Here is a 22,105-nt window from a genome sequence, read left to right as displayed (position 1 = left end):
TAGGAAAGGAAATGATGGAATGGCTGCTCTGCAAGCAGGAACGGTGGTAACGTTAAAACCGGATAAAGAGATGCCATACGGCTGGTTTTTAACGAATGGGAAAGATAGAGTGCTTTTACATAAAAGCGGCATAACGGACGGTTTTCGTCCTGATGAACAAGTTGACGTATTTATCTTTCAAGATCGACAAGGAAGATTAGCGGCCACTATGATCATCCCGGAGATTCAAATCGGTCGCTACGGCTGGGCTGAAGTGGCGGATGTCCATCGTGAACTGGGCGTATTTATTTCTATTGGCATTCATAAAGATATTTTGATCGCGAAAGGAGACCTTCCACCGCTCATGAACGTGTGGCCGAAAAAAGGAGGACGTCTCTATTGCACCTTGAAAACGGACCGGAACGGGCTTCTTTATGCCAAACTGGCAACGGAAGAAGTGATGAAAAATTTATTTGTAGAAGCATCGGCGAAGGATTTCAATAAAGATGTAACCGGCGTCGTATATCGTACGTTAAAGTCAGGAACCTTTGTTTTGACAGAGGAAGGGTACCGCGGATTTATTCACGAATCGCAGAGGATGGAAGAACCCGGCCTCGGCGAAACGGTCCACGCCAGAATTATCGATGTGAAACCAGACGGATCGGTCAATCTCTCCCTTCTGAAAAGAACTCATGAAGCGATCGAAGAAGACGCCGCTGCCATATTGGCTTATTTGCAAACGCGTGGCGGCTCGATGCCTTATAGCGACAAAAGCCACCCCGAAGATATCCAAGCTCGCTTCCGTATGAGCAAAGGGGCTTTTAAACGAGCAATGGGCCGACTGATGAAAGAGGGAAAAATTTATCAAGAAGAAGGATGGACCTATTTAAAGGGTTCTGAAACAAGGGATCAATCGTAATGGTTCTGCAGATGACTTTCATAAAAGACAAAGACCGGACAGCTTCATAAAGAAGCCAACGGTCTTTTTTTGTAACAAAAACTGAATATTCTGATTATTCTGTTTACAGAGAGCGCATCGTATGGTAGTATGTCAAATAAAGGATGGTAATCAGTTTTATGGGAAAAAAATCATTGAAAGAAAAGATTATCGATACAGCGCTGATTCTTTTTGAAAAAGAAGGCTACCACGGGGTGACAGTTGATCGGATTGTAGAACAATGCGGCACATCCAAAGGCGGTTTTTATCACAACTTTAAATCGAAAGATGAATTGCTTTTTCACATTCATGATATTTTTATTTCTTATGTCATTGAAAAAGCGCAAGAAGCATATGATCGATATACGACGCCCGTTTCCAGAATGTGTGCCATCATTCAATCGTTTACGAAAGTATTTGGAATGTATAAACCCCACATCACTGTTTTTTACCAAGAAAGCACCTATCTTAAAGGAGAATTTGAGATCAACATCAATCGGAAGCGCAAACAATATAAAAATATCATTTTGCAAATTGTTCGGGAAGGGCAAGAATCCGGTGATTTTCGTTCAGAAGTCACTGCTGAAATCACCGTCATGGCGGTCATCGGAATGGTGAACTGGTTGTATAAATGGTTTCATGAAGAAGGGCCGCTTTCCATTGAAGACATTGGAAAAATCTACGTTGATTTAATCTTTCATGCCCTTTTAACGGAAAAAGGCATGAAAGATCCGGCAGCACAAGAGCATCTGCTTCGAAATCAGCCGGTAAAGCGGTGAATGAATGGTACTAAAATGGCAAATAAAAAGGGCGACCTCGATCAGTTGGTTCACACGAATATAGACCGACTAGTCGGTTATTAAAAAGGGGGAATTTTCATGAATTTTGAGTTGACAAAAGAACAGCAAATGATCCGTGAAATGGTCAGTGATTTTGCTGAAAAGGAAATCAAACCTTATGCTAGAGAACTTGATCAAAAAGCGGAATTTCCATATGAAACGTTTAAAAAAATGGGCGAACTTGGCCTGCTTGGTATTCCGTTTCCGGAAAAATATGGGGGATCGGGAGGGGATACGATTTCCTACTGTATTGCTGTAGAGGAAATCGGCAAAGCGTGTGGGGGGACAGGTCTCAGTTATGCCGCCGCTATCAGCCTTGGTGCTAGTCCCATCTATTATTTCGGTACAGAGGAACAGAAGAAACAATGGCTCGTTCCAATGGCAAAAGGGGAAACACTGGGCTCTTTCGGTCTGACAGAACCTAATGCCGGGTCCGATGCTGGGGGCACGAGAACCACAGCGATTTTAGACGGAAATGAATATGTTATTAATGGAGAAAAGTGCTGGATTACGAATGCGGGATTTGCTAGACAAGTTATTGTAACCGCTGTCACTGGCAGACGGGATAACGGCCGACCGATTGTTTCAGCCATCATTGTGCCTACGAATAAGCCAGGTGTTCAAATCTCTTGTGACTATGAAAAAATGGGAGTAAGAGCGTCTAATACTTGTCAAATTGTACTCGACAACGTGCGTGTGCCGAAAGAGAATTTGCTCGGCGATCCAGAAAAAGGATTCAGCCAATTTCTTTATACACTGGACGGAGGTCGAATATCCATTGCGGCTCTTTCTGTCGGCATTGCACAAGCAGCGTTTGAAAAAGCTCTTCGTTATGCTAAAGAACGATATCAGTTTGGTCAACCCATTTCAAAATTCCAGGCTATTCAATTTAAATTAGCGGATATGGCAATGGAGATTGAACTCGCTCGCAACCAAGTTTATAAAGCGGCATGGCTGAAGGATCAAGGAAAACCGTTCTCAAAAGAAGCGGCAATCGCCAAATTGTTTGCCTCCGAAACCGGTTTTCGCGTTTGCAATCAAGCGATTCAAATTCATGGAGGATATGGGTATATGCGTGAATATGATGTAGAGAGACACTTGCGCGATATAAAATTAATGGAAATCGGCGAAGGAACATCCGAAATCCAAAGGCTCGTCATCGCGCGTCAACTTGGTTGCTAAAACCATTTTTAGGAGGAGAAAATGGCCGAATTACTACGTAAAACGGTTGGGCAGTTGTTGGAGGAAAAGGTGCATGATTTTCCGGATCACGAGGCATTAGTATATGCCGACCGCAATCTTAGATGGACCTACAGTGAATTGAACGAAGAGTGCAATTTGGTCGCGAAAGGCTTAATGGCGCTAGGGGTGGAAAAGGGAGATCATTTGGCTGTCTGGACCACCAATACCCCAGAATGGGTTGCGCTCCAGTTCGCCACCGGGAAAATGGGCGGCGTTTTAGTTACGGTTAATACGAATTATCGAACCATGGAACTGGAATACTTGCTGAGGCAATCGGATGCCAAGACTTTAATCTTAATAGAAGGATACAGGGGAATTTCTTATGTGGATACGATTTATGAAATATGCCCTGAGCTTCGCCATTCCCAGCCTGGAGAACTGCAATCGAAAAGACTGCCGCTCTTAAAAAATGTGATTGTTTTAAGCGAAAAACCATATAGTGGAATGTACAATTGGTCTCAATTGATAGAAAAGGGAAAAAGGATCAGTGATCAAGAACTGAAAGCACGATCTCGATCTCTTCATCCTGATGACGTCATTAATATGCAATACACTTCGGGAACGACTGGATTTCCGAAAGGGGTTATGTTGACGCATTATAATCTCGTCAACAACGCCCGCAATATCGCTGAATGCATGAAGCTTACGAAAGATGACCGTTTATGCATTCCTGTTCCTTTTTTCCATTGCTTCGGCTGCGTGATCGGTACACTTGCCTCTGTAAGTGTCGGAGCGACGATGGTTCCGGTTCAGGAATTTGACCCTGAGGCTGTCCTGCAAACGGTAGAAAAAGAAAAATGCACAGCCCTTCATGGCGTTCCGACGATGTTTATTTCAGAATTGAATCACCCGAACTTCTCAAAATACAATTTAACGACTTTAAGGACGGGGGTGATGGCGGGTTCTAATTGCCCGATGGAAGTGATGAAGGCAGTCATGGAAAAAATGGGGATGAAGGATATTACCATATGCTACGGACAGACGGAATCTTCGCCTGTCATCACTCAAAGCCGCACGGACGACCCGGTTTCGCTGCGGGTGGAAACAGTAGGAAAAGCATTGCCTCATGTCGAAGTAAAAATTGTGGAACCAGGCAGCAACCGCGTGCTGCCGGCGAACACACAAGGGGAACTCTGTACAAGAGGCTATCATGTGATGAAAGGCTATTATAAAAATCCGGAGGCAACAAAAGAAGTAATAGATGAAGATCACTGGCTCCATACAGGCGATTTGGCGGTAATGGATGAAAATGGCTATGTACGGATTACCGGTCGCCTAAAAGATATGATTATCCGCGGCGGGGAAAATATTTATCCAAGAGAAATCGAGGAATTTCTTTATCAACACCCGAAAATTTTAGATGTGCAAGTAGTGGGAGTGCCGGATGAGAAATTCGGGGAAGAAGTAGGCGCATGGATTATTTTGAAAGAAGGAGAAACAGCCGATGCCGAGGAAATACGAGCGTTCTGCAAAGGAAAGATATCACGGCACAAAGTTCCAAAATACGTTTTCTTTACAGATGAATATCCGATGACCGCTTCGGGAAAAATTCAAAAATTTAAACTTCGGGAAAGGTATTTAGAGGATATAAAGGGGAGATAAGATGTTTTCCAAAATTTTAATCGCCAATCGGGGGGAAATTGCTAGACGAGTCATTCGTACTTGCAAAAAGATGGGGATTGAAACAGTCGCCGTCTATTCGGAAGCGGACAAGGATTCACTGCATGTTCATGAGGCCGATGAAGCGTTCTGCATTGGAAAGCCTCCTGTCAATCAAAGCTATTTAAATATGGATGCTATCATCCGTGTCGCCAAGGAGTCCGGAGCGGAAGCGATTCATCCGGGATACGGATTGTTATCTGAAAATAGCGAATTTTCGAGGGTGTGCCACGATGAAGGACTTGTTTTTATTGGTCCCGGTTCCGATATCATTAAAGCGATGGGAAGCAAAATTGAAGCGAGAAAAACAATGAAACAAGCCGGAATGCCAATTATAGAAGGAATCGATATTCCCCTCCGGAATGAAGAGGAAGCTGTATTGGCTGCAAAAGAAATCGGCTATCCCCTTATGTTAAAGGCTTCTGCAGGCGGTGGAGGGATTGGCATGCAAGTGATTCGTTCTGAAGAAGAGCTGCGAAAAGCATTTGCCGGCAATAAAAAACGAGCGGAATCATTTTTTGGGGACGGGACGATGTATGTAGAAAAGTATATTGAAGACTCGCATCATATCGAGGTGCAAGTGTTAGCCGATTCATTTGGAAATGCTGTAGCGCTTTGGGAACGGGAATGTTCCATTCAAAGACGAAATCAAAAAGTGGTGGAAGAAGCCCCGTCTCCATTTATTAGCGAATCTACTCGGAAAAAAATGTTGGCGTCGGCGCTGCAAGCGGTTCGGAAAATCGGCTATACCAATGCGGGTACGATGGAATGTTTAGTCGATAAAAATCAAAATTTTTACTTTTTGGAAATGAACACAAGACTTCAAGTGGAACATCCTGTCACAGAAGAAATCACCGGACTGGATCTTGTTGAGCACCAAATCAAAATAGCAGCCGGAGAAAGGTTGGAATTTTCCCAAGAAGATATCAAAAGAGACGGCCATGCGATTGAAGTAAGAATTTATGCGGAAGATCCGAATACATTTTATCCATCGCCAGGCAAAATCACTTTTCTGCGATTGCCGGAAGGGGAGGGCATTCGGCATGAAACGGCCATCGAAAAAGGGACGGTGATCACTCCATTTTACGATCCGATGATCGGCAAATTGATTGCCTGGGGAAAAGACCGTCAAGAAGCGTGCAATCGGTTGATCGAGGCTCTGAAACACTATCAAATTGAAGGGATTAAAACCAATATCCCAATGCTTTTAAAAACGGTGTCCCATGAGCGGTTTTTAGCCGGAGACACGACAACGCAGTTTGTGAATCGTCATTATTTGCAAGAAAGCACCAAGCAGCCGAAAACATCATAAGGGAGCTGATTGAAAAAGGAGAATCATACCTTGCCTTCATAGTTTTTCATTATGACCATCAGTAAGATGTATACGAAAAAATATCTGAATTTTCTATAAAAATAAAGGCCGCCTTTCCTTGTTTGCTATAGAAAATTGGGTAACGACGAGAAATGATGGAAAAGGAGGCAATAATTTGTTGGCGGAATACGAGAAATAGGATGTCAGGGGGATGAAAATATGAGTGCCATTCAAGCGAGCATGGCCGGAAGCGTATGGAAAATACTGGTTTCAGAAGGGGAGAAAATAACATCAGGTCAAGATGTGATCATTCTCGAATCAATGAAAATGGAAATTCCCATTTCTTCAGATGAAGAGGGAATCGTAAAAGCCATTCATGTTCAAGAGGGGGATTTTGTCAACGAAGGGGACGATTTGATCGAAATGGAGTAGGGAGGGGATGTTTTTGAAGTGGCCCAAGAAAGTACACATTAAAGAAGTTGGCCCCCGGGATGGTCTCCAAAATGAAGATAAAATTCTTTCTTCTGATGTCAAAGCGGAATGGATCAATCGGCTGTCTGAGGCGGGGCTTGTTTCGATTGAAGTGAGTTCTTTCGTCAACCCGAAATGGATTCCGCAGCTCGCCGATGCCGAAGAGGTATTTTCCAAGATCCATAGAAAAGAAGGAGTCAAGTATGCAGCGCTTGTCCCGAACTTGAGAGGATTGGAAAGAGCGTTGAAAGCGGACGTGGGCGAAGTCTGTCTGTTTATGTCAGCCAGTGAAACGCATAATCAAAAAAATATAAACAAATCCATATCTGAAACTTTTCCGGTTTTAGAAGAAGTCGTGGCAGAAGCCAAATCTGCCGGAAAAACGGTGCGCGGATACGTATCCACAGTGATTGCTTGTCCGTATGAAGGGGAGATTCCGGTTTCTCAAGTCAAAAGGGTGGTAGATCGGCTTCTTGAAATGGGTGTGGATGAAATTTCTCTCGGCGATACGATTGGCGTGGGCGTACCGTCGCAAGTAGAAGCTTTGCTTTCAGAACTTTTGAAATCTTATAAAGCGGATCAGTTTGCGATGCATTTTCATGATACTCGTGGGACTGCGTTAGCCAATGTTCTCATTTCTTTGCAAATGGGGATAACCACTTTTGACAGTTCACTCGGAGGGCTGGGGGGATGTCCGTATGCCGAAGGAGCTACCGGAAATGTCGCAACGGAAGATTTGCTTTACATGCTTACAGGGATGGGGATTGAGACGGGAATTGATCGGAATCGTCTGCTTCAAGCGGCGCATTTTATAGAAGAAAAATTGGAAAAGCCGTTGTCAAGCAAACAAATGGAGTTGGCAAGACGGACGAGGAAGGAGTGAAAAAGCGATGGGTGAAATGGTTCGATGGGAACATAGGGAGAAGATAGCGATCATTATTTTAAACCGCCCGGAAGCAGCTAATGCTTTGTCAAAACAGCTGCTCAGTGAATTAAAACAGCTGCTGCAAACAATAAAAGGACAGAGCGATATTCAAACGGTCATTATTACGGGAAGCGGTCCGTTTTTCTGTGCTGGCGCTGATTTGAAAGAAAGAAAAGGGATGGATGAAGAAGAAGTGAAACAGGCGGTACAACAGATACGTTCCATCATCAACGAAGTGGAAAATGTTCCTCAGCCGACGATTGCCGCCATCAATGGTGCTGCGATGGGAGGAGGTTTGGAATTGGCGCTGGCATGCGATATTCGAATTGCTGCTCAAGATGCCAAACTGGGATTGACCGAGACTTCTCTCGGTATTATCCCCGGTGCGGGAGGCACTCAGCGTCTTCCAAGATTAATCGGGAAAGGAAGAGCAAAAGAATTAATCTTTGCGGCTCGTAAAATTTCAGGGGCAGAAGCCGAAACACTTGGACTGGTGGAATACGCGGTAGAAGCGGAACGAGTGCTGGAGAAGGCTTTTGAACTGGCAAAAGAATTTGTGGAAAACGCTCCGCTTTCTTTGCGGCAAGCCAAAATAGCCGTTAACAAAGGGATGGAAACGGACATCATGACAGGCTTAAAAATAGAAGAATTGGCTTATAACGCTCTTTTAAATAGTTCTGACCGAATAGAAGGGCTCAAAGCGTTTCAGGAAAAACGACAACCCCGATACACGGGAAGATAAAGGAGGGGCACCCAATGTCGGAAATAAAAGCAGCTCTTACCAACTATCATGAGATAAAAGATGGAGTGCTAAAAGGTGGGAATGAAACATACCATCGGAAAAATAAAGCGAAAGGGAAATTATTTGTCCGTGACCGCCTCAAGCTTCTGTTCGACGAAGATATAATAGCGGAGGACGGGCTATTTGCCAATTGTCTTGCCGGTGACCTTCCGGCGGACGGAGTCGTGACGGCGATTGGAAAAATTCATGGACGCACTGTATGCGTAATGGCCAATGATTCCACTGTGAAAGCTGGTTCATGGGGAAAAAGAACAGTGGAAAAAATCATTCGAATTCAGGAAACGGCAGAAAAGCTTCGCTGTCCGCTCATTTATTTGGTTGATTCCGCAGGAGCCCGAATTACCGACCAAATAGAGATGTTTCCTGGAAGGAGAGGAGCGGGAAGAATCTTCTACAATCAAGTAAAACTTTCAGGGAAAATTCCGCAAATCTGTCTGTTATTTGGCCCTTCGGCTGCTGGCGGCGCTTATATTCCCGCTTTTTGCGATATTGTCGTGATGGTGGATGGAAATGCCTCCATGTATTTAGGATCGCCGCGGATGGCGGAAATGGTGATCGGCGAAAAAGTGACGCTTGAACAAATGGGCGGAGCCAAAATGCATTGCAGTGTTTCGGGCTGCGGTGATGTGCTCGTAAAAACCGAAGAGGAAGCCATCGAGTTTTCCCGCCGATATTTAACATACTTCCCGGACAATTACACGCAAAAGCCGAAACGAGCCGAAAAAAAATCTCCCAAATCTTTTGATCAGTCAATCGAAGACATCATTCCAAAAAACCAGAACGCTCCTTTTGATATGTATCAGCTTATTGACCGCATTGTGGATGAAGATTCTTTTTGTGAAATCAAAAAAAGATTTGCGGCTGAACTTATTACGGGTCTTGCTCGTTTAGAAGGGCAGCCGATTGGTATTATTGCTAATCAACCGCGTGTAAAAGGCGGAGTGTTGTTTCATGATTCTGCCGACAAAGCCGCTAAGTTCATTCATTTGTGCGACGCCTTCCATATTCCGCTCTTATTCTTGGCGGACGTTCCCGGTTTCATGATTGGAACGAATGTAGAAAAAGCAGGGATTATTCGCCATGGCGCCAAAATGATCGCGGCAATGAGCGAAGCAACGGTTCCAAAAATGACTGTGATTGTCCGCAAAGCATACGGAGCCGGCCTGTATGCCATGGCGGGTCCCGCTTTTGAACCGGACTGTTGTTTAGCTTTGCCGACTGCCCAAATTGCGGTGATGGGGCCGGAAGCCGCTGTCAACGCGGTGTACGCCAATAAAATAGAAGCGATGGAACCGGAAGAAAGAGCGGCATTTGTGGAAGCAAAGCGTGAAGAATATCGAAAAGATATTGATATATACCGGTTGGCGTCTGAGTTAGTCGTGGACGATATTGTGGAGCCGAATCGACTCCGTGAAGAATTATCCCAACGTCTGGAAGTCTATATGTCCAAGTATCTAGTTTTTTCCGAGCGGAAGCACCCGGTTTATCCTGTCTGATCCAAAAGGACGAAGACAGATGATAAAAAAAACCGTACGCAGATGAAATATTATTAGATAAAACGTATTTTCAAAACTGACAAGCGGGGACTAACCTGGCCCTGCTATTTTTGTGCGTACAGTTTTTGATAACGTCCATTGCTCTTCTGAACTTTTTGTACGAGGGAAAGGCCTCCATACAGTTGGAAAAGCAATTTGAGCATATGTTTCATGAACTGAACATGAACATTGGGCACTTTTTTGAATAAGATAGATCAACGAGCGAAAAGGATTTGGGAAAGGCAGCCGGCTGTTTATGGTCATAGTTTGAAAATCAGTAGTGCATTCTTCATGATTTTGTGACGAGGAAAGACGGAAACCGATCATGCAGAAAACGACTAAAAGGCATTATGTTTTTAAGGGGAGATGAGAACGGAGATGGAAAAATGGAAAAAACGGCTGAATTTCGCTCATAAGGTCCAGGATGATTCTTTTTGGAAATCCGTGTTTCATTCCAGAAAACATGGTCGAGAAGATGGATATTCAGATAAAGAAGAGAAAATGAACTATAATCTTTATCAATGGAACGATTTCCTTGTTCTGGAACTGGAACTCCCCGGTCTGGATCAACATGAGTTTCAAATGTGGATGGACCATCAAAATTTACTGATAAAAACAAAAACCGCCTCATGGAAAAAGAAGAAAGAACCTATCTACTTTGTAAAAAAGCGAAGAGTTATTCCCAATGAGCAGCATATTCCACTGCCCGTCCCTGTTTTCACTCAACCAGTGAACATAAGTCAAAAAAATGGGCTATGGTATTTCCGCTTTAAACCGATTCCAAAAGAAGCAAAATCATACAATACTGGGGGAACTGATTCAAAATCAAACAAGTGATGAATGTTTTTCTTCGGAAAAAATACGTCTGGATTTAAGAAAATGAAACGGAATCGTGGCCGCGTTGAAACACCGAATGGAGCGATTCATTTTTTGGTTTCTGAATCGATGGAAGAAAAGAGTCTATAATAGACATCACTCATCAATTGATTGAATATTATATATAGAAAAAAGCAAGTTTTTGACAAAAAAAATAAAGGAGGGGGGACGACCAAATATGTTCAAGTATGTCCGTGAATTTTGGAATACAACGGAAATGATTGGTTTAGGCTTATTCTTATTTCTCGGATTGAGTTTATCGGTCTTTTATATTCGCTGGCCCCTTTTATTTATTTTTTTAATTGGAATCATATTTTTCGGTATTATGGAATATGTTATTCATCGTTTTCTTTTTCATGGGTCTTTGCCGGAAAAAATAAGATTTTTACAACCTGTAAAAGACTGGCATGATCATCATCACCAACATCCGAGCGAGCTAAAAGGCATTTTGCTGCCTGCTTGGCTGACTCTTCCAATGCTTTTGCTTCTGGTTCTCGCCGTTCAATTAATCATGCGGGATATCACATTTTCCATCGCTTTTGTCACGGGCGTTTCGGGAACGCTGCTTTATCATCAATGGAGGCATTTTTCCGCTCATCGTCCCATTGAGCCTTTCACCCCTATCGGCAAGCGGCTGAAAGTCTATCACTTGCAGCATCACACCATTAACAAAAAATATTGGTTTGGCCTAACGAATCCGCTGATGGATTTGCTGTTGGGAACGTACCGCAACCCGAAGAAACAGGCCCAAAAACAATCTTCACGACGAATGAGCCGCAGCCGAGCAACCGTTATAAAATAATTTCTTCGGAAACAAGCTTTCACCATGATCATTTTTCATGGCATCGAAAGGTCTTTTCTGTTCGGAGACGCTATGATTTGAAATAACCAGGGGCTGACTATTTAGTTGGCTCCTTTTTCCTTTTTTAATGATCATAAAATCTCCTTCTTGACGTGATCTATTATGAAAGATAAACTTTTAACAGTGCTTACTTAAAGTAAGTAATTTGATCATGGAGGGAAGAAATATGACAAGTCATTCTACAGATTTATCTACCGTTATAAAAGAACGCCATTCCGTCAGAAAATATGATCCTAATTATAAAATTGCGAAGGAAGAAATTGAAGAAATTTTAAAGGAAGCCACTTTGGCCCCTTCGTCCAGTAATCTTCAACCATGGCGCTTTCTTGTTATTCAAGATCAAGAAACGAAAAAAGAGCTCCGCGCCATCGCCAATAACCAAGAACAAGTAGAAACATGCTCAGCCGTCATTGCGGTTTTAGGCGATACGGAAATGTATAAAAACGCCGAAAAAGTGTATCGAAGCAACTATGAAGCAGGTTATATGGATGAAGAGAGAATGAGACTCATGATCGAAAACATTAACAAACTTTATCCATCTCTGTCTGCGGAAGACCGGAAAAATATAGCTTCATTTGACGCCGGCCTTGTTTCCATGCAAATCATGCTGATTGCGAAGGCTCGTGGCTATGACACGGTTCCGATGGGCGGTTTTAATAAAAAACAATTCGTTGAAAGATTTAACATTTCCGATCGCTTCGTTCCAACGGTGTTAATTGCCTTAGGAAAAGCGGCTGCGCCTGCTTACAAAACAACAAGAATTCCTGTTGAAGATATCGTTCGCTTCTTATAAAAGTCTTCCCCCGACAGAATAACGGGGGAAGACTTTTTATGTGCGCCCGGCATGTACATGAACTATAGGGTGTAAGTCCCGAACCCCGAAGACAGAAGTAGAGGTTAGCCAAGAGCAAGGGTGTCCGTGGTGACGCGGAATCTGAAGGAAGCTGGAGGCAAAACACCGGTCCGAGGAACACGAACCTCATATAAGGCTAGGTATGATTGAGTGAGTTTGCATAACAAAACAAAGCTCTTTCTGTCGAAGGTCATATCGAGTAAATGAGGCGGATAGATGGTGTGAAAGTGCATGTACTTACCCGGGGAGGTCTGGCGGATATGTGAAGTACTCTTCATAACCTACTTAGTGATAAGTAGCTGAACCGTCAGAAGTCAGCAGAGGTCATAGTATTAGTTGGTCTAGAACAACTAAGAAGGACCGAACAATTAAGAGAGAATAGCCCTTGGTATTCAGTGAGTCATGATGAACACAGAAAACGTAGTACCTCACTTGAGGGAGGAAGCGGTGAATCCCGTGGGAGACCTCTTGGAGGGTGGAGTGACCACTGGCATAAAGAGAACAGCTATTCACGGAAGTTATAAAGACTTGCGTCAATTATCTTAATTGAACCGCCGTATACGGAACCGTACGTACGGTGGTGTGAGAGGACGGGAGTTAATCGCTCCCTCCTACTCGATTCCCCATGAAGGGCAGTCAGTTCTCTTCTTCAAGACAAGCAGGACAGCAACTGTTCTTAAGTGAAGGAGCACTCCCTAATCGTCTTCTTTGTTCATCTAACGATCAGTGGGCCCAAAGGTCCCACAGGTGGAAATCTCTTTTTATTCCGCTTGAAAGGACATGTCAGTCTCTTTTCTAAACTATGAAAATCGGCGAAACAGTCATGGCAAAGCTTTACACCTCTAGAGAGCGTTTATACCTCAAGCATTTGGCATCCTCACCATGATTGTCATCCCTGTTTTGAATATTTATATCCATTTCAAATGAAAGTACATTCGAAATTTCGGCTTATTTTGGAAAAAGAGCATGATTTATAGGCCGTGATCCCATAATTTCATGATCATTTTTCTTTCTCAAAAAGAAGTCACTTAGTCATAGTTCAGCAAATTCACGTTATGTGCTATCATAAAAAGCGGGAAATCGGACATGCAACAAACTTGAAATGAAATCAAAAAGAAATGGATGCAATCACCATCCGGATCATGATTTTGTATAAGTTTAAAAATAGCTGAAACATTGTTTTTAAAATGCTTTTTATTACTCATGTTGTCATTATGGAGAGAGACTTTCGTTATTTATCTTCAAAACTGTTGGATTTGAAACATTTTTCTATTGTGAAATTTACTTGAAAAGGTATAATGTTAGAGGTATATTGTAATTTTCTATGGGAAGAGGAGACATGGATGACTTCTCAAAATCAATCGCAAAGCCGTATTGATTATGGTCTTGTATTCATTTTGCTGTTGTTGTTGATCACTAGTTTAGTTGCGATTTACAGTGCGCAGTCAACTGGTCAATATAAAGAAAATTTCGTTGTCAAACAAATCATGTGGTATGGTGTCGGTATTGGCATCATTGCGTTAGTAATCCGCGTCGATGCCGATCAATGGATGAAGCTTTCATGGTTTACTTACGGTTTGGGCATATTGCTGTTGGCATTTTTAATCGTGGCGCCTTCCAGCATCGCTCCCGTCATCAATGGGGCAAAAAGCTGGTATAAAGTACCTGCCATGGGTTCGTTGCAGCCGTCCGAATTTGAAAAAGTGTTTTTGATTCTTGTGTTGTCTAGAATCATGGTTGAGCACCATCAAAAAAATCCCGTAAAAACAATCGAATCGGATTTTTGGCTCTTGATCAAGATGGGGTTGGCTACCTTTCTGCCGCTTTTTCTTGTGATGCAGCAGCCCGATTTGGGAACATCGCTCGTGTTAATTGCGATCCTGCTTGGAATGATTTTTGTCTCAGGAATTACGTGGAAAATCTTAGTTCCTTTATTCGGTTCAGCTGCTGTATTGATCGTTGGTATTTTCTATATGGTGCTGTGGCATCCGAAAATATTGGAAAAATATTTGGGAGTTAAACAGTACCAGTTTGGGCGGATCTATTCTTGGTTGGATCCGTACAGTTATCAAAGTTCGTCCGGATATCATCTAACCCAATCCCTGTTGGCCATCGGCTCAGGACAAACATTGGGAAAGGGTTTCGGCCAGCGGGATATTTATTTGCCTGAAAGCCACACTGATTTTATATTCAGTATTGTCGGCGAAGAATTCGGATTTCTGGGTGCTAGTGTAGTCATCAGCTTGTTTTTCCTGCTCGTTTACCATTTGACGAAAATAGCGCTTCAAACGAAAAATCCGTTTTATTCTTATATGTGCGCCGGCATTATTTCCATGATTACTTTCCATGTGTTCCAAAACATTGGAATGACTGTCGGGCTTCTTCCAATAACAGGGATCCCTCTTCCGTTTATTAGTTATGGAGGAAGTTCGTTGATGGGAAATATGCTGGCGATGGGGCTGGTTTTTTCTGTGTATTACCATGAAAGACGGTTCATGTTTTCTTCCTATTAGATTATGAAAAAAGGCGTTTTCCAAGGTCTTCGAATCTTGGAAAACGCCTTTTTTTCGTCGTCCTAGTATCCTTTGTGATGAGTCGTGTCCGGTTTTCTTTTTATTTTCAATAACGGAAGAATTTCCGCAATAATGAGCGAGAGGACGAGCAGTGAAGCAATTAATCCGATCACCCCGATCCATCCGAATCGGCTCCAAAATGTGCCGCCCGTTGTACCGACGATGCTTGAGCCAGTATAATAAAACAACAAATATAAAGACGATGCTTGAGCTTTAAAGTTTAGAGCTCTTTGGCCAACCCATCCGCTCGCGATCGAATGTCCGCCAAAAAATCCAAATGTAAACAAGGCCACGCCCATGAGCTTAACCGCCAGTATACTGTTGATCGTCACAATTCCCCCGAGAAGCATAATGCCAATGCTTGCGACAAGAGCTTTCGGCTTGCCAAACCGATCGGCCATTCGTCCCATAAATGTAGAACTGAATGTCCCTACCAAGTATATGAAAAAAATAAGTCCGACAATCGTTTGGCTCAAATGGTAAGGTTCACCCATTAACGGATAGTCGATATAGTTATATAATGTAACAAAACTTCCCATTAACAGGAAGCCCAGACTGTAAAGACAAAGCAGTCCGGGGTCTCTTAAACTTTGGCCAAGAGAGGAAAACAGCTTTCTTAAACTGGCTTTTTGAGCATGAAAATGACGGGAATCCGGAAGGGACTTCCAAAACCAAGCACTGACAAGAAGAGACAGGAAGGCGATGGCGCTTAAAGCAACATGCCAAGAAAACCAATCCGTCAGAGCATCTACGACCACGCGGGAAACCATACCGCCGATGGATGTTCCGCTTACGTACATCCCCATTGCAGTGCCTAGGTTTTTAGGGTGGAATTCTTCATTGATATAGGTCATCGCAATGCTTGGAAATCCCGCTAAGGCAATGCCCATAATCGCTCTTGCCGTTAATAAAAACCAAAAATTTTGACTGAAAGCTGTGACGGCTGCACAAATGGAAGAAAACAGCAAAGAGGCCACCATGATTTTTTTTCTTCCGACTGCATCGGATAAGGCGGAAACGAGAATCATCGAAACAGCTAACAAGCCGGTTGTAAGGGAAAGAGACAGGCTTGCTCGAGCCGGACTTACATCAAATTCTTTTGAAAAAGTGGAGATCAACGGTTGGACGCTATACATCACGGCGAATGTAACAAAACTTCCTAAAAACAGGGAGAGAATCGTTTTTGAATATAATTTGCTCCCCTTTTCGATATATTCCATTGCTTTTACACCCTTTGCATTTGGAACACCAATCTGTTCCAGGTTTCTCTATTATTGTAACTCAAATTTTCCACTTTGATTGGAAAAAGATAATATAATGAAAATAGCAAAGATACAACGGGAGGAAACAATTTTGGAGTTTAAAAAAATAAAGCCGAAAAAAATATATGAAGAAGTGGCGAATGTCCTTCTAGAAATGATCCGCAACGGTGAGTTAAAACCGGGTGATAAATTACAATCGGTTCAGGCATTAGCCGAAAACTTTCAAGTGGGGCGCTCCGCCATTCGCGAGGCGCTTACTTCTCTGCGCGCAATGGGTGTCGTAGAAATGAGGCAGGGAGAGGGCACGTTTGTGAAAGAATTCAATCCGGATGGCATTATGTATCCTCTTTCGCAAGCGTATTTAATGAGTGATGAACAGATTGAGCAATTGCTGGAAATGAGAAAAATTTTGGAAACCGGAATAGTCGCCGCCGCCGCTGTTAAGCGGACAGACAGCGATTTGCGCCAAATTGGCGAGACCTTAGCCGAAATGAAAAAAGCGGTGGGGAATGAGGAATTGGGTGAAAAGGCGGATTTAGACTTTCATATGGCCATTGCTAAAGCTACGCAAAATCATTTGCTTGTTCGATTAATGCACCATGTTTCCGACTTAATGGCAGAAGCGATGAAAGAGACTCGCCGGTTGCTCCTTTATTCTGAGGACGCTACAATGGAGAAATTAAACGAGGAACATGAAAGAATCTATCAGGCTATTGTCGAACGTGATAAGGAAGCCGCACGAAAAGCGATGCTAAAGCATTTAGAAGGTGTAGAGCAAGTCTTGATGGAAGCCTTTGCTGATGAGAAGAAGAAAAACGAAATGTGAAAAGGGCAAGCCTTTTACATATAAAAAATATTGTTATAAGTTTGTGATGATAGGGCATTGACATGGAAGATAAAAGGTAGTATCGGGCTTTGATTAGAAAGCAGCAGCAGGAAATGAACTACCTGTCATCTTCCATGGCGTGCTTGTGGAGTCATCATTATACATATATTTTGGCCATGAAAGCCATAAAAAGCTCCTTTATAAGACAACTCTTATCATTTTTCTTGACCCGACTCAATTTTGATCTTATGGATTGTCCTTGAAAGAATTAAAAAATTTTTTTGAATATTGTACTGATTTTGACATAATTATAGTTATGATATACTATATATCATAAGGTCATCAGATGACCAGTTCTTTAAAGAAGCGATTAGAAAAAGAAGGTGGAACCATTGAAAGTCAGTTTATTTGTTACTTGTCTGGTCGATCTGTTTAAGACGAATGTAGGAAAAGCAACGGTAGAATTGCTGGAACATTTAGGATGTGAAGTTGATTTTCCGGAAAGTCAGATTTGCTGCGGCCAGCCCTCTTACAACAGCGGGTATGTCGAAGAAACGAAGGATGCCATGAAACATATGATTAAGACGTTTGAACATTCAGAGTATGTTGTCGCTCCGTCTGGTTCATGCGCTTTTATGTTTAAGGAATATCCTCATATTTTTAAGGACGATCCAATATGGGAGCCAAAGGCAAGAGAATTGGCCGATAAAACATACGAATTGACACAATTTATTGTCGAAGTTCTTGGTGTCGAAGATGTGGGAGCGAAAATGGAAGGGAAAGCCACTTATCATACTTCCTGTCATATGACCCGTCTTTTGGGGGTGAAGGAAGCGCCGATAAAGTTATTGCGTAACGTGAAAGGACTGGAATTTACACCGTTGCCGGGCGCTCATTTGTGCTGCGGATTTGGTGGAACGTTTTCAGTCAAGATGGGACCGATCTCCGAGCAAATGGTCGATGAAAAAGTTTCAAATGTGGAAAGTACGGGTGCGGATTATTTGATCAGCGCTGATTGTGGTTGTTTGATGAATATCGGGGGACGTATGGAACGTCAAGGAAAACCGATTCGAGTCATGCATATTGCGGAAGTCTTAAACCATAGAGGGTAAAAGAAAAGAGGGGAGAAATCTTGTCGATCAAAATTGGAGTGGGAGACTTTAAAGAACGTGTTCATGAGGAACTGAATAATGAGTTTATGCGCGGCGCGGTTCGTGGCGCTCAAGAACGGCTTCGCATAAAACGTCTGGATGAAGCGGAACAACTTGGAAATTGGGAAGAATGGCGTTCTTTAGGAGAGGAAATTCGTCAGCATGTATTAAATCATTTAGATTATTATCTTTATGAATTAAGCGAAAATGTAGCGAAAAGAGGCGGTCATGTCTTTTTTGCCCGAACGTCGGAAGAAGCTTCTCAATACGTAAAAGAAGTGGTTCAGAAGAAAAAGGCTAAAAAAGTGGTGAAATCCAAGTCGATGGTCACGGAAGAAATTAATTTAAATTCATATTTGGAAGAAGCGGGCTGCGAAGTGATAGAGACGGATCTCGGCGAGTACATTTTGCAAGTGGACGAAGATCACCCATCCCATATCGTCGCTCCGGCTCTTCATAAAAATAAGAATCAAATTCGGGAAGTATTCAAAGAAAAGCTTCATTATTCCAATACGGAAAAGCCTGAGGAAATCACCGCTTTTGTAAGAAAACATCTTCGAAACGAGTTTTTAACAGCCGATGTAGGGATTACCGGATGCAATTTTGCGATTGCCGAAACGGGTTCTATTACCCTCGTGACGAATGAAGGAAACGCTGACCTTGTCATGTCTATTCCCAAAACTCATATTGCCGTGATGGGAATGGAACGAATTGTTCCAACTTTCGAGGAAATGGAAGTTCTTGTAAGTCTGCTTTGCCGAAGTGCCGTTGGACATAAGCTAACCAGCTATGTGACGGCCATTACGGGTCCGAGAGAAGAAGGTGAAGCGGATGGACCGGAGGAATTTCATCTTGTCATCGTGGATAATGGTCGATCGGATATTTTAGGAACGGAATTTCAGCCGGTGCTTCAGTGCATTCGCTGCGCTGCTTGTATCAATGTATGTCCGGTGTATCGACATATCGGTGGACATTCTTACGGCTCCATCTATCCCGGACCGATTGGCGCTGTTCTTTCCCCACTATTGGGCGGATATGAGGAATATAAAGAACTTCCCTATGCTTCCTCGCTGTGCGGAGCTTGTACAGAAGCATGCCCCGTGAAAATTCCTTTGCATGAGCTGCTTCTGAAACATCGGCAAGTCATTGTGGAAAGAGAAGGGAAAGCGCCTTTTTCGGAAAAAATCATGATGAAAGCCTTCGGGCTGGGAGCTTCCTCTGATATGTTGTATGGTTTGGGATCGAGAGCGGCTCATTCCGCTTTGAAACCGTTCACAAAAAACGCGCGTATTTCCAAGGGACCCGGACCGTTAAAGGCATGGACGAAAATACGTGAATTTCCGGCTCCTGAGAAAGAACGTTTCCGAGATTGGTTTAAAAATCGGGAAGGTGGGAAGCAATCATGACGGGAATGATTCAAAATCGAACCTCGTTTTTGGAAAATATAGCTGAAAAATTGGGGCGAAACCCGATAACGAAGGGGGTGCATCGTCCGTCTTACAAGCATACGCCACAATATGAAGTGCTGAAAACAGCTACCCGAGATGAGCTTGTTTCGGTTTTGGCCAGTCAATGTTCGAATATCCATGTTCAATTTATGGAAACAACGGCAGATCATCTTGCTGAACAAGTCAAAACGGCTGTTCGATCATACGGAGGAGGGCCCGTATCCGTTTGGAAAGATGAGCGCTATGCCGAATACGGCCTCACCGACTTGGTAGAAAAAGAATGGCCGCATGAACAGACATTGGTCCATGTTTGGAATGATGATCTAGGGGAAGAAAACATCCGTTTAAGCGAGAAAGCCAATGTGTCGATCGTCTTTAGCGATATCACGCTGGCGGAATCCGGGACGGTCGTATTGTTTACGGGAAAGAACAAAGGACGGTCCATGACATTGCTGCCGAAACACTTTATTGCTTTGATCCCGCAAAGCACTCTTGTCCCAAGAATGACACAGGCCGCTCAAATCATCCGTGAAAAAATCAAAAAAGGTGAAGCCGTTCCTTCTTGCATTCAATTTATTACTGGTCCGAGCAACTCTGCCGATATCGAGTTAAGCACGGTTTATGGAGTCCACGGACCAGTGAAGGCTACGTACATTGTCATCAGCGACCGGTAAAGCATTAGAGCCTGTCCTCTCCTCTCCAAATGGTATTTATTCAGAGGAAGAGATCAGGCTCTTTCTTTAGGCCTCTTTTTATTGAGATGGATTGTTGTACGGAAATTGGCTGGAGTAGCTTTGATGCTGCTGATAAGATTGCTGGATTTTTTGTTGGTCGGCGGCCTCTAATGAATACCAGCCTTTTTGAAACATTTTTAAAAATATATCTCTTTGAGCATTTTGTGTTTCTGTAAGAATGTTTTGCAAATCCCGACGGAGCGGATCAATCGAAATTTCGTTCAATGCAACAGCATACGAAGTAGTCATGTACTTTTCGGTTGCCAGCATATCTTGAATAAAATCGCGATCGTTCATTTGCGGGGTTTCCGGCACCTGTATTTTTGGATTTTGGATTTTTTGCTGTTGATTTTGCATTTCCATCTTGTTTCCCCTTTCCATCATTGCTGCATCCCGTTATTTGGTGATTGCAAATGCGACAAAATAGTTTGATAATGACGCTGATGCATTTGACCGTATGAATCTAAAGCAGATTTGATTTCCGGGTCTTGGCAATTTTGGGCGGCGAAATGAGCCTTTTTCATGGCTAATAAATTCCATGAAAGCATATCATTCACGTAAGAGAGATCTTTTGTCGTCATCACCGGCGGCGAAGACATGAAAGATTGCGGATTATTGGAATATGGTTGCTGCATTTGGTTCCCTCCTTTTTCCCTCTTAGCTTGTCTTTCTCCAGTAAAATTATGCAAATCGGAGCGTTTTTTGAATATATTTTTAAAAACAGGAAATGAAAAGACGAAAGTCTAAAGGCGATCGTGGAACTACACTTTGAAACGTCCGTGTTTTCCTTCGGTAGCTGAAGATTTACGAGAAAAGGGGGAATACGATGGAGAAAATGATGCGAAATTTCTTTTTATTTCTTTCAAGAAATCGCTCATTCACAAAGATTGCCCAAAAATATGGCTTGAAATTCGGTGCATCCCGATTTGTCGCCGGGGAAACACTCCATCAGGCAGTCAAAGTAATTCAAGATTTAAATCAAAAAGGTTTAAGCGTTACAGTCGATTATTTGGGTGAGTTTGTGGAAAATGAAAAAGAAGCAGCAGAAATGGCGAATCAAGCCATTCGTACGATTGAGGCCATAGGGAAAGAATCATTAGATGCCGAGATTTCATTAAAACTGACGTCGTTAGGAAGCGACATCTCTGAACAAACGGTAATGAGCAATATGCGCCGCATTTTGGAGGCGGCAAAAGAACGGTTTGTATTTGTGACCATTGATATGGAAGACTTTTCACGCTGTGAAAACACTCTTTCTGTCTATAAACAGTTAAAAACAGAGTATCCGCAATTGGGGACCGTCATCCAAGCGTATCTATATCGATCCGAAAAAGACATTGACGATCTTGCATCTTTCTCCCCTCATCTTCGACTGGTAAAAGGGGCATACAAAGAACCGGCTTCTGTAGCGTTTCCAAAGAAAACAGATGTGGATGAAAATTATAAAAAACTGGTGAAGAAGCTTTTGTTGAACGGATTTTATACAGCTGTTGCCACTCATGATGATGCTATGATTGACTACACGAAAAAGCTTGTAAAAGAGTACAAGATTTCAAATGAACAATTTGAATTTCAAATGTTGTACGGCATCAGACCGGAAAAGCAGCTTGAATTGGTTGAAGAGGGATATAAAATGCGTGTATATGTACCGTATGGATCGGATTGGTACGGATATTTCATGCGTCGACTGGCGGAACGTCCCGCCAATGTTGGTTTTGTTCTCAAAGGAATGGTCAAAAAATAATGGAAAAACGGGATTGGCTTTGTTCTTTTAGCAGAATCTCGATAACGGCCGCCGTAGTTATTCACGCAATCATTT

Annotated in this window: 21 protein-coding genes; 18 read left to right on the top strand and 3 right to left on the bottom strand. The window is 42.8% G+C overall.

Annotation, left to right across the window (positions count from 1 at the left end):
• Positions 1 to 19: 19 nt before the first annotated feature.
• From NST12_RS13440 to rodA, 13 genes are all read left to right on the top strand, one after another.
• Positions 20 to 898, top strand: a complete 879-nt coding sequence (locus tag NST12_RS13440; protein WP_327805501.1) for a CvfB family protein — start codon at positions 20 to 22, stop codon at positions 896 to 898.
• 158 nt (positions 899 to 1,056) lie between these two features.
• Entirely contained in the window at positions 1,057 to 1,695 is a 639-nt protein-coding gene (locus tag NST12_RS13435) for a TetR/AcrR family transcriptional regulator (RefSeq protein ID WP_341101479.1), read from the top strand.
• 99 nt (positions 1,696 to 1,794) lie between these two features.
• Positions 1,795 to 2,937 (top strand): acyl-CoA dehydrogenase, encoded by a 1,143-nt coding sequence (locus tag NST12_RS13430; RefSeq protein WP_327805499.1) that lies wholly within the window; start codon positions 1,795 to 1,797, stop codon positions 2,935 to 2,937.
• Positions 2,938 to 2,958: 21 nt separating this feature from the next.
• Positions 2,959 to 4,599 (top strand): AMP-binding protein, encoded by a 1,641-nt coding sequence (locus tag NST12_RS13425; protein WP_341030105.1) that lies wholly within the window; start codon positions 2,959 to 2,961, stop codon positions 4,597 to 4,599.
• A gap of 1 nt (position 4,600) precedes the next feature.
• On the top strand, positions 4,601 to 5,968 hold the full coding sequence (locus NST12_RS13420; RefSeq protein ID WP_003352521.1) for an acetyl-CoA carboxylase biotin carboxylase subunit: 1,368 nt from the start codon (positions 4,601 to 4,603) through the stop codon (positions 5,966 to 5,968).
• Between the two features lie 219 nt (positions 5,969 to 6,187).
• Positions 6,188 to 6,400 (top strand): acetyl-CoA carboxylase biotin carboxyl carrier protein subunit, encoded by a 213-nt coding sequence (locus NST12_RS13415; protein ID WP_327805493.1) that lies wholly within the window; start codon positions 6,188 to 6,190, stop codon positions 6,398 to 6,400.
• A 7-nt stretch (positions 6,401 to 6,407) separates the two neighbouring features.
• Positions 6,408 to 7,322 (top strand): hydroxymethylglutaryl-CoA lyase, encoded by a 915-nt coding sequence (locus NST12_RS13410; RefSeq protein WP_003352519.1) that lies wholly within the window; start codon positions 6,408 to 6,410, stop codon positions 7,320 to 7,322.
• 7 nt (positions 7,323 to 7,329) lie between these two features.
• Positions 7,330 to 8,106, top strand: a complete 777-nt coding sequence (locus NST12_RS13405; protein WP_048623950.1) for an enoyl-CoA hydratase — start codon at positions 7,330 to 7,332, stop codon at positions 8,104 to 8,106.
• A 14-nt stretch (positions 8,107 to 8,120) separates the two neighbouring features.
• Positions 8,121 to 9,662, top strand: coding sequence for an acyl-CoA carboxylase subunit beta (locus NST12_RS13400; protein ID WP_341030104.1), 1,542 nt, complete (start codon positions 8,121 to 8,123; stop codon positions 9,660 to 9,662).
• 417 nt (positions 9,663 to 10,079) lie between these two features.
• Positions 10,080 to 10,538, top strand: coding sequence for a hypothetical protein (locus tag NST12_RS13395; RefSeq protein ID WP_341030103.1), 459 nt, complete (start codon positions 10,080 to 10,082; stop codon positions 10,536 to 10,538).
• 217 nt (positions 10,539 to 10,755) lie between these two features.
• The gene (locus NST12_RS13390; protein WP_048623947.1) at positions 10,756 to 11,379 is read left to right on the top strand and encodes a sterol desaturase family protein; all 624 of its coding nucleotides are present in this window, start codon (positions 10,756 to 10,758) and stop codon (positions 11,377 to 11,379) included.
• 226 nt (positions 11,380 to 11,605) lie between these two features.
• Positions 11,606 to 12,232: a nitroreductase family protein gene (locus NST12_RS13385; RefSeq protein WP_048623946.1), complete on the top strand. Its 627-nt coding sequence runs from the start codon at positions 11,606 to 11,608 to the stop codon at positions 12,230 to 12,232.
• Positions 12,233 to 13,635: 1,403 nt separating this feature from the next.
• On the top strand, positions 13,636 to 14,805 hold the full coding sequence (rodA, locus tag NST12_RS13380) for a rod shape-determining protein RodA (protein ID WP_327804689.1): 1,170 nt from the start codon (positions 13,636 to 13,638) through the stop codon (positions 14,803 to 14,805).
• 62 nt (positions 14,806 to 14,867) lie between these two features.
• Here the strand turns inward: rodA and NST12_RS13375 are convergent, their stop codons facing one another.
• Positions 14,868 to 16,085, bottom strand: a complete 1,218-nt coding sequence (locus NST12_RS13375) for an MFS transporter (protein WP_048623944.1) — start codon at positions 16,083 to 16,085, stop codon at positions 14,868 to 14,870.
• A 133-nt stretch (positions 16,086 to 16,218) separates the two neighbouring features.
• Between NST12_RS13375 and NST12_RS13370 the strand changes: the two genes are divergently transcribed.
• The 4 genes from NST12_RS13370 to NST12_RS13355 all read left to right on the top strand — a co-directional run bounded on the left by NST12_RS13370 (position 16,219) and on the right by NST12_RS13355 (position 20,226).
• On the top strand, positions 16,219 to 16,953 hold the full coding sequence (locus tag NST12_RS13370; protein ID WP_048623943.1) for a FadR/GntR family transcriptional regulator: 735 nt from the start codon (positions 16,219 to 16,221) through the stop codon (positions 16,951 to 16,953).
• Between the two features lie 392 nt (positions 16,954 to 17,345).
• Complete coding sequence (locus NST12_RS13365; RefSeq protein ID WP_003352507.1) at positions 17,346 to 18,065, top strand: (Fe-S)-binding protein; 720 nt, start codon at positions 17,346 to 17,348, stop codon at positions 18,063 to 18,065.
• Positions 18,066 to 18,085: 20 nt separating this feature from the next.
• On the top strand, positions 18,086 to 19,510 hold the full coding sequence (locus NST12_RS13360; RefSeq protein WP_327824119.1) for a LutB/LldF family L-lactate oxidation iron-sulfur protein: 1,425 nt from the start codon (positions 18,086 to 18,088) through the stop codon (positions 19,508 to 19,510).
• The gene (locus tag NST12_RS13355; protein WP_341030102.1) at positions 19,507 to 20,226 is read left to right on the top strand and encodes a LutC/YkgG family protein; all 720 of its coding nucleotides are present in this window, start codon (positions 19,507 to 19,509) and stop codon (positions 20,224 to 20,226) included. The genes NST12_RS13360 and NST12_RS13355 overlap by 4 nt, the downstream gene beginning before the upstream one ends.
• A 78-nt stretch (positions 20,227 to 20,304) precedes the next feature.
• On the opposite strand, the gene NST12_RS13350 is transcribed toward NST12_RS13355, so the two are convergent.
• Both NST12_RS13350 and NST12_RS13345 read right to left on the bottom strand, forming a co-directional pair.
• Complete coding sequence (locus NST12_RS13350; protein ID WP_147542741.1) at positions 20,305 to 20,649, bottom strand: spore coat protein; 345 nt, start codon at positions 20,647 to 20,649, stop codon at positions 20,305 to 20,307.
• Between the two features lie 17 nt (positions 20,650 to 20,666).
• Positions 20,667 to 20,921, bottom strand: coding sequence for a hypothetical protein (locus tag NST12_RS13345; RefSeq protein WP_003352503.1), 255 nt, complete (start codon positions 20,919 to 20,921; stop codon positions 20,667 to 20,669).
• A gap of 191 nt (positions 20,922 to 21,112) precedes the next feature.
• Between NST12_RS13345 and NST12_RS13340 the strand changes: the two genes are divergently transcribed.
• Positions 21,113 to 22,030 carry a proline dehydrogenase family protein gene (locus NST12_RS13340; protein ID WP_048623940.1) on the top strand — a complete coding sequence of 306 codons (918 nt, stop codon included), beginning with the start codon at positions 21,113 to 21,115 and terminating at the stop codon, positions 22,028 to 22,030.
• Positions 22,031 to 22,105 lie beyond the last annotated feature (75 nt).

The organism is Bacillus sp. FSL W8-1127 (genome assembly GCF_038006725.1).
Lineage (GTDB): Bacteria > Bacillota > Bacilli > Bacillales > DSM-4216 > Bacillus_O > Bacillus_O smithii.
Note: the sequence above shows the minus strand (reverse complement) of the source record. Positions and strands in the feature narration are given on the sequence as shown.

Bases quoted from the DNA above. Each gene is read 5' to 3' on its own strand.
- NST12_RS13435 (WP_341101479.1), top strand. From the start codon at position 1,057: ATGGGAAAAAAATCATTGAAAGAAAAGATTATCGATACAGCGCTGATT.
- NST12_RS13385 (WP_048623946.1), top strand. From the start codon at position 11,606: ATGACAAGTCATTCTACAGATTTATCTACCGTTATAAAAGAACGCCAT.
- NST12_RS13425 (WP_341030105.1), top strand. From the start codon at position 2,959: ATGGCCGAATTACTACGTAAAACGGTTGGGCAGTTGTTGGAGGAAAAG.
- NST12_RS13395 (WP_341030103.1), top strand. From the start codon at position 10,080: ATGGAAAAATGGAAAAAACGGCTGAATTTCGCTCATAAGGTCCAGGAT.
- NST12_RS13340 (WP_048623940.1), top strand. From the start codon at position 21,113: ATGGAGAAAATGATGCGAAATTTCTTTTTATTTCTTTCAAGAAATCGC.
- NST12_RS13440 (WP_327805501.1), top strand. From the start codon at position 20: ATGGCTGCTCTGCAAGCAGGAACGGTGGTAACGTTAAAACCGGATAAA.
- NST12_RS13350 (WP_147542741.1), bottom strand. From the start codon at position 20,649: ATGGAAATGCAAAATCAACAGCAAAAAATCCAAAATCCAAAAATACAG.
- NST12_RS13415 (WP_327805493.1), top strand. From the start codon at position 6,188: ATGAGTGCCATTCAAGCGAGCATGGCCGGAAGCGTATGGAAAATACTG.
- NST12_RS13430 (WP_327805499.1), top strand. From the start codon at position 1,795: ATGAATTTTGAGTTGACAAAAGAACAGCAAATGATCCGTGAAATGGTC.
- NST12_RS13390 (WP_048623947.1), top strand. From the start codon at position 10,756: ATGTTCAAGTATGTCCGTGAATTTTGGAATACAACGGAAATGATTGGT.
- NST12_RS13345 (WP_003352503.1), bottom strand. From the start codon at position 20,921: ATGCAGCAACCATATTCCAATAATCCGCAATCTTTCATGTCTTCGCCG.
- NST12_RS13400 (WP_341030104.1), top strand. From the start codon at position 8,121: ATGTCGGAAATAAAAGCAGCTCTTACCAACTATCATGAGATAAAAGAT.
- NST12_RS13410 (WP_003352519.1), top strand. From the start codon at position 6,408: ATGTTTTTGAAGTGGCCCAAGAAAGTACACATTAAAGAAGTTGGCCCC.
- NST12_RS13405 (WP_048623950.1), top strand. From the start codon at position 7,330: ATGGGTGAAATGGTTCGATGGGAACATAGGGAGAAGATAGCGATCATT.
- rodA (WP_327804689.1), top strand. From the start codon at position 13,636: ATGACTTCTCAAAATCAATCGCAAAGCCGTATTGATTATGGTCTTGTA.
- NST12_RS13375 (WP_048623944.1), bottom strand. From the start codon at position 16,085: ATGGAATATATCGAAAAGGGGAGCAAATTATATTCAAAAACGATTCTC.
- NST12_RS13355 (WP_341030102.1), top strand. From the start codon at position 19,507: ATGACGGGAATGATTCAAAATCGAACCTCGTTTTTGGAAAATATAGCT.
- NST12_RS13420 (WP_003352521.1), top strand. From the start codon at position 4,601: ATGTTTTCCAAAATTTTAATCGCCAATCGGGGGGAAATTGCTAGACGA.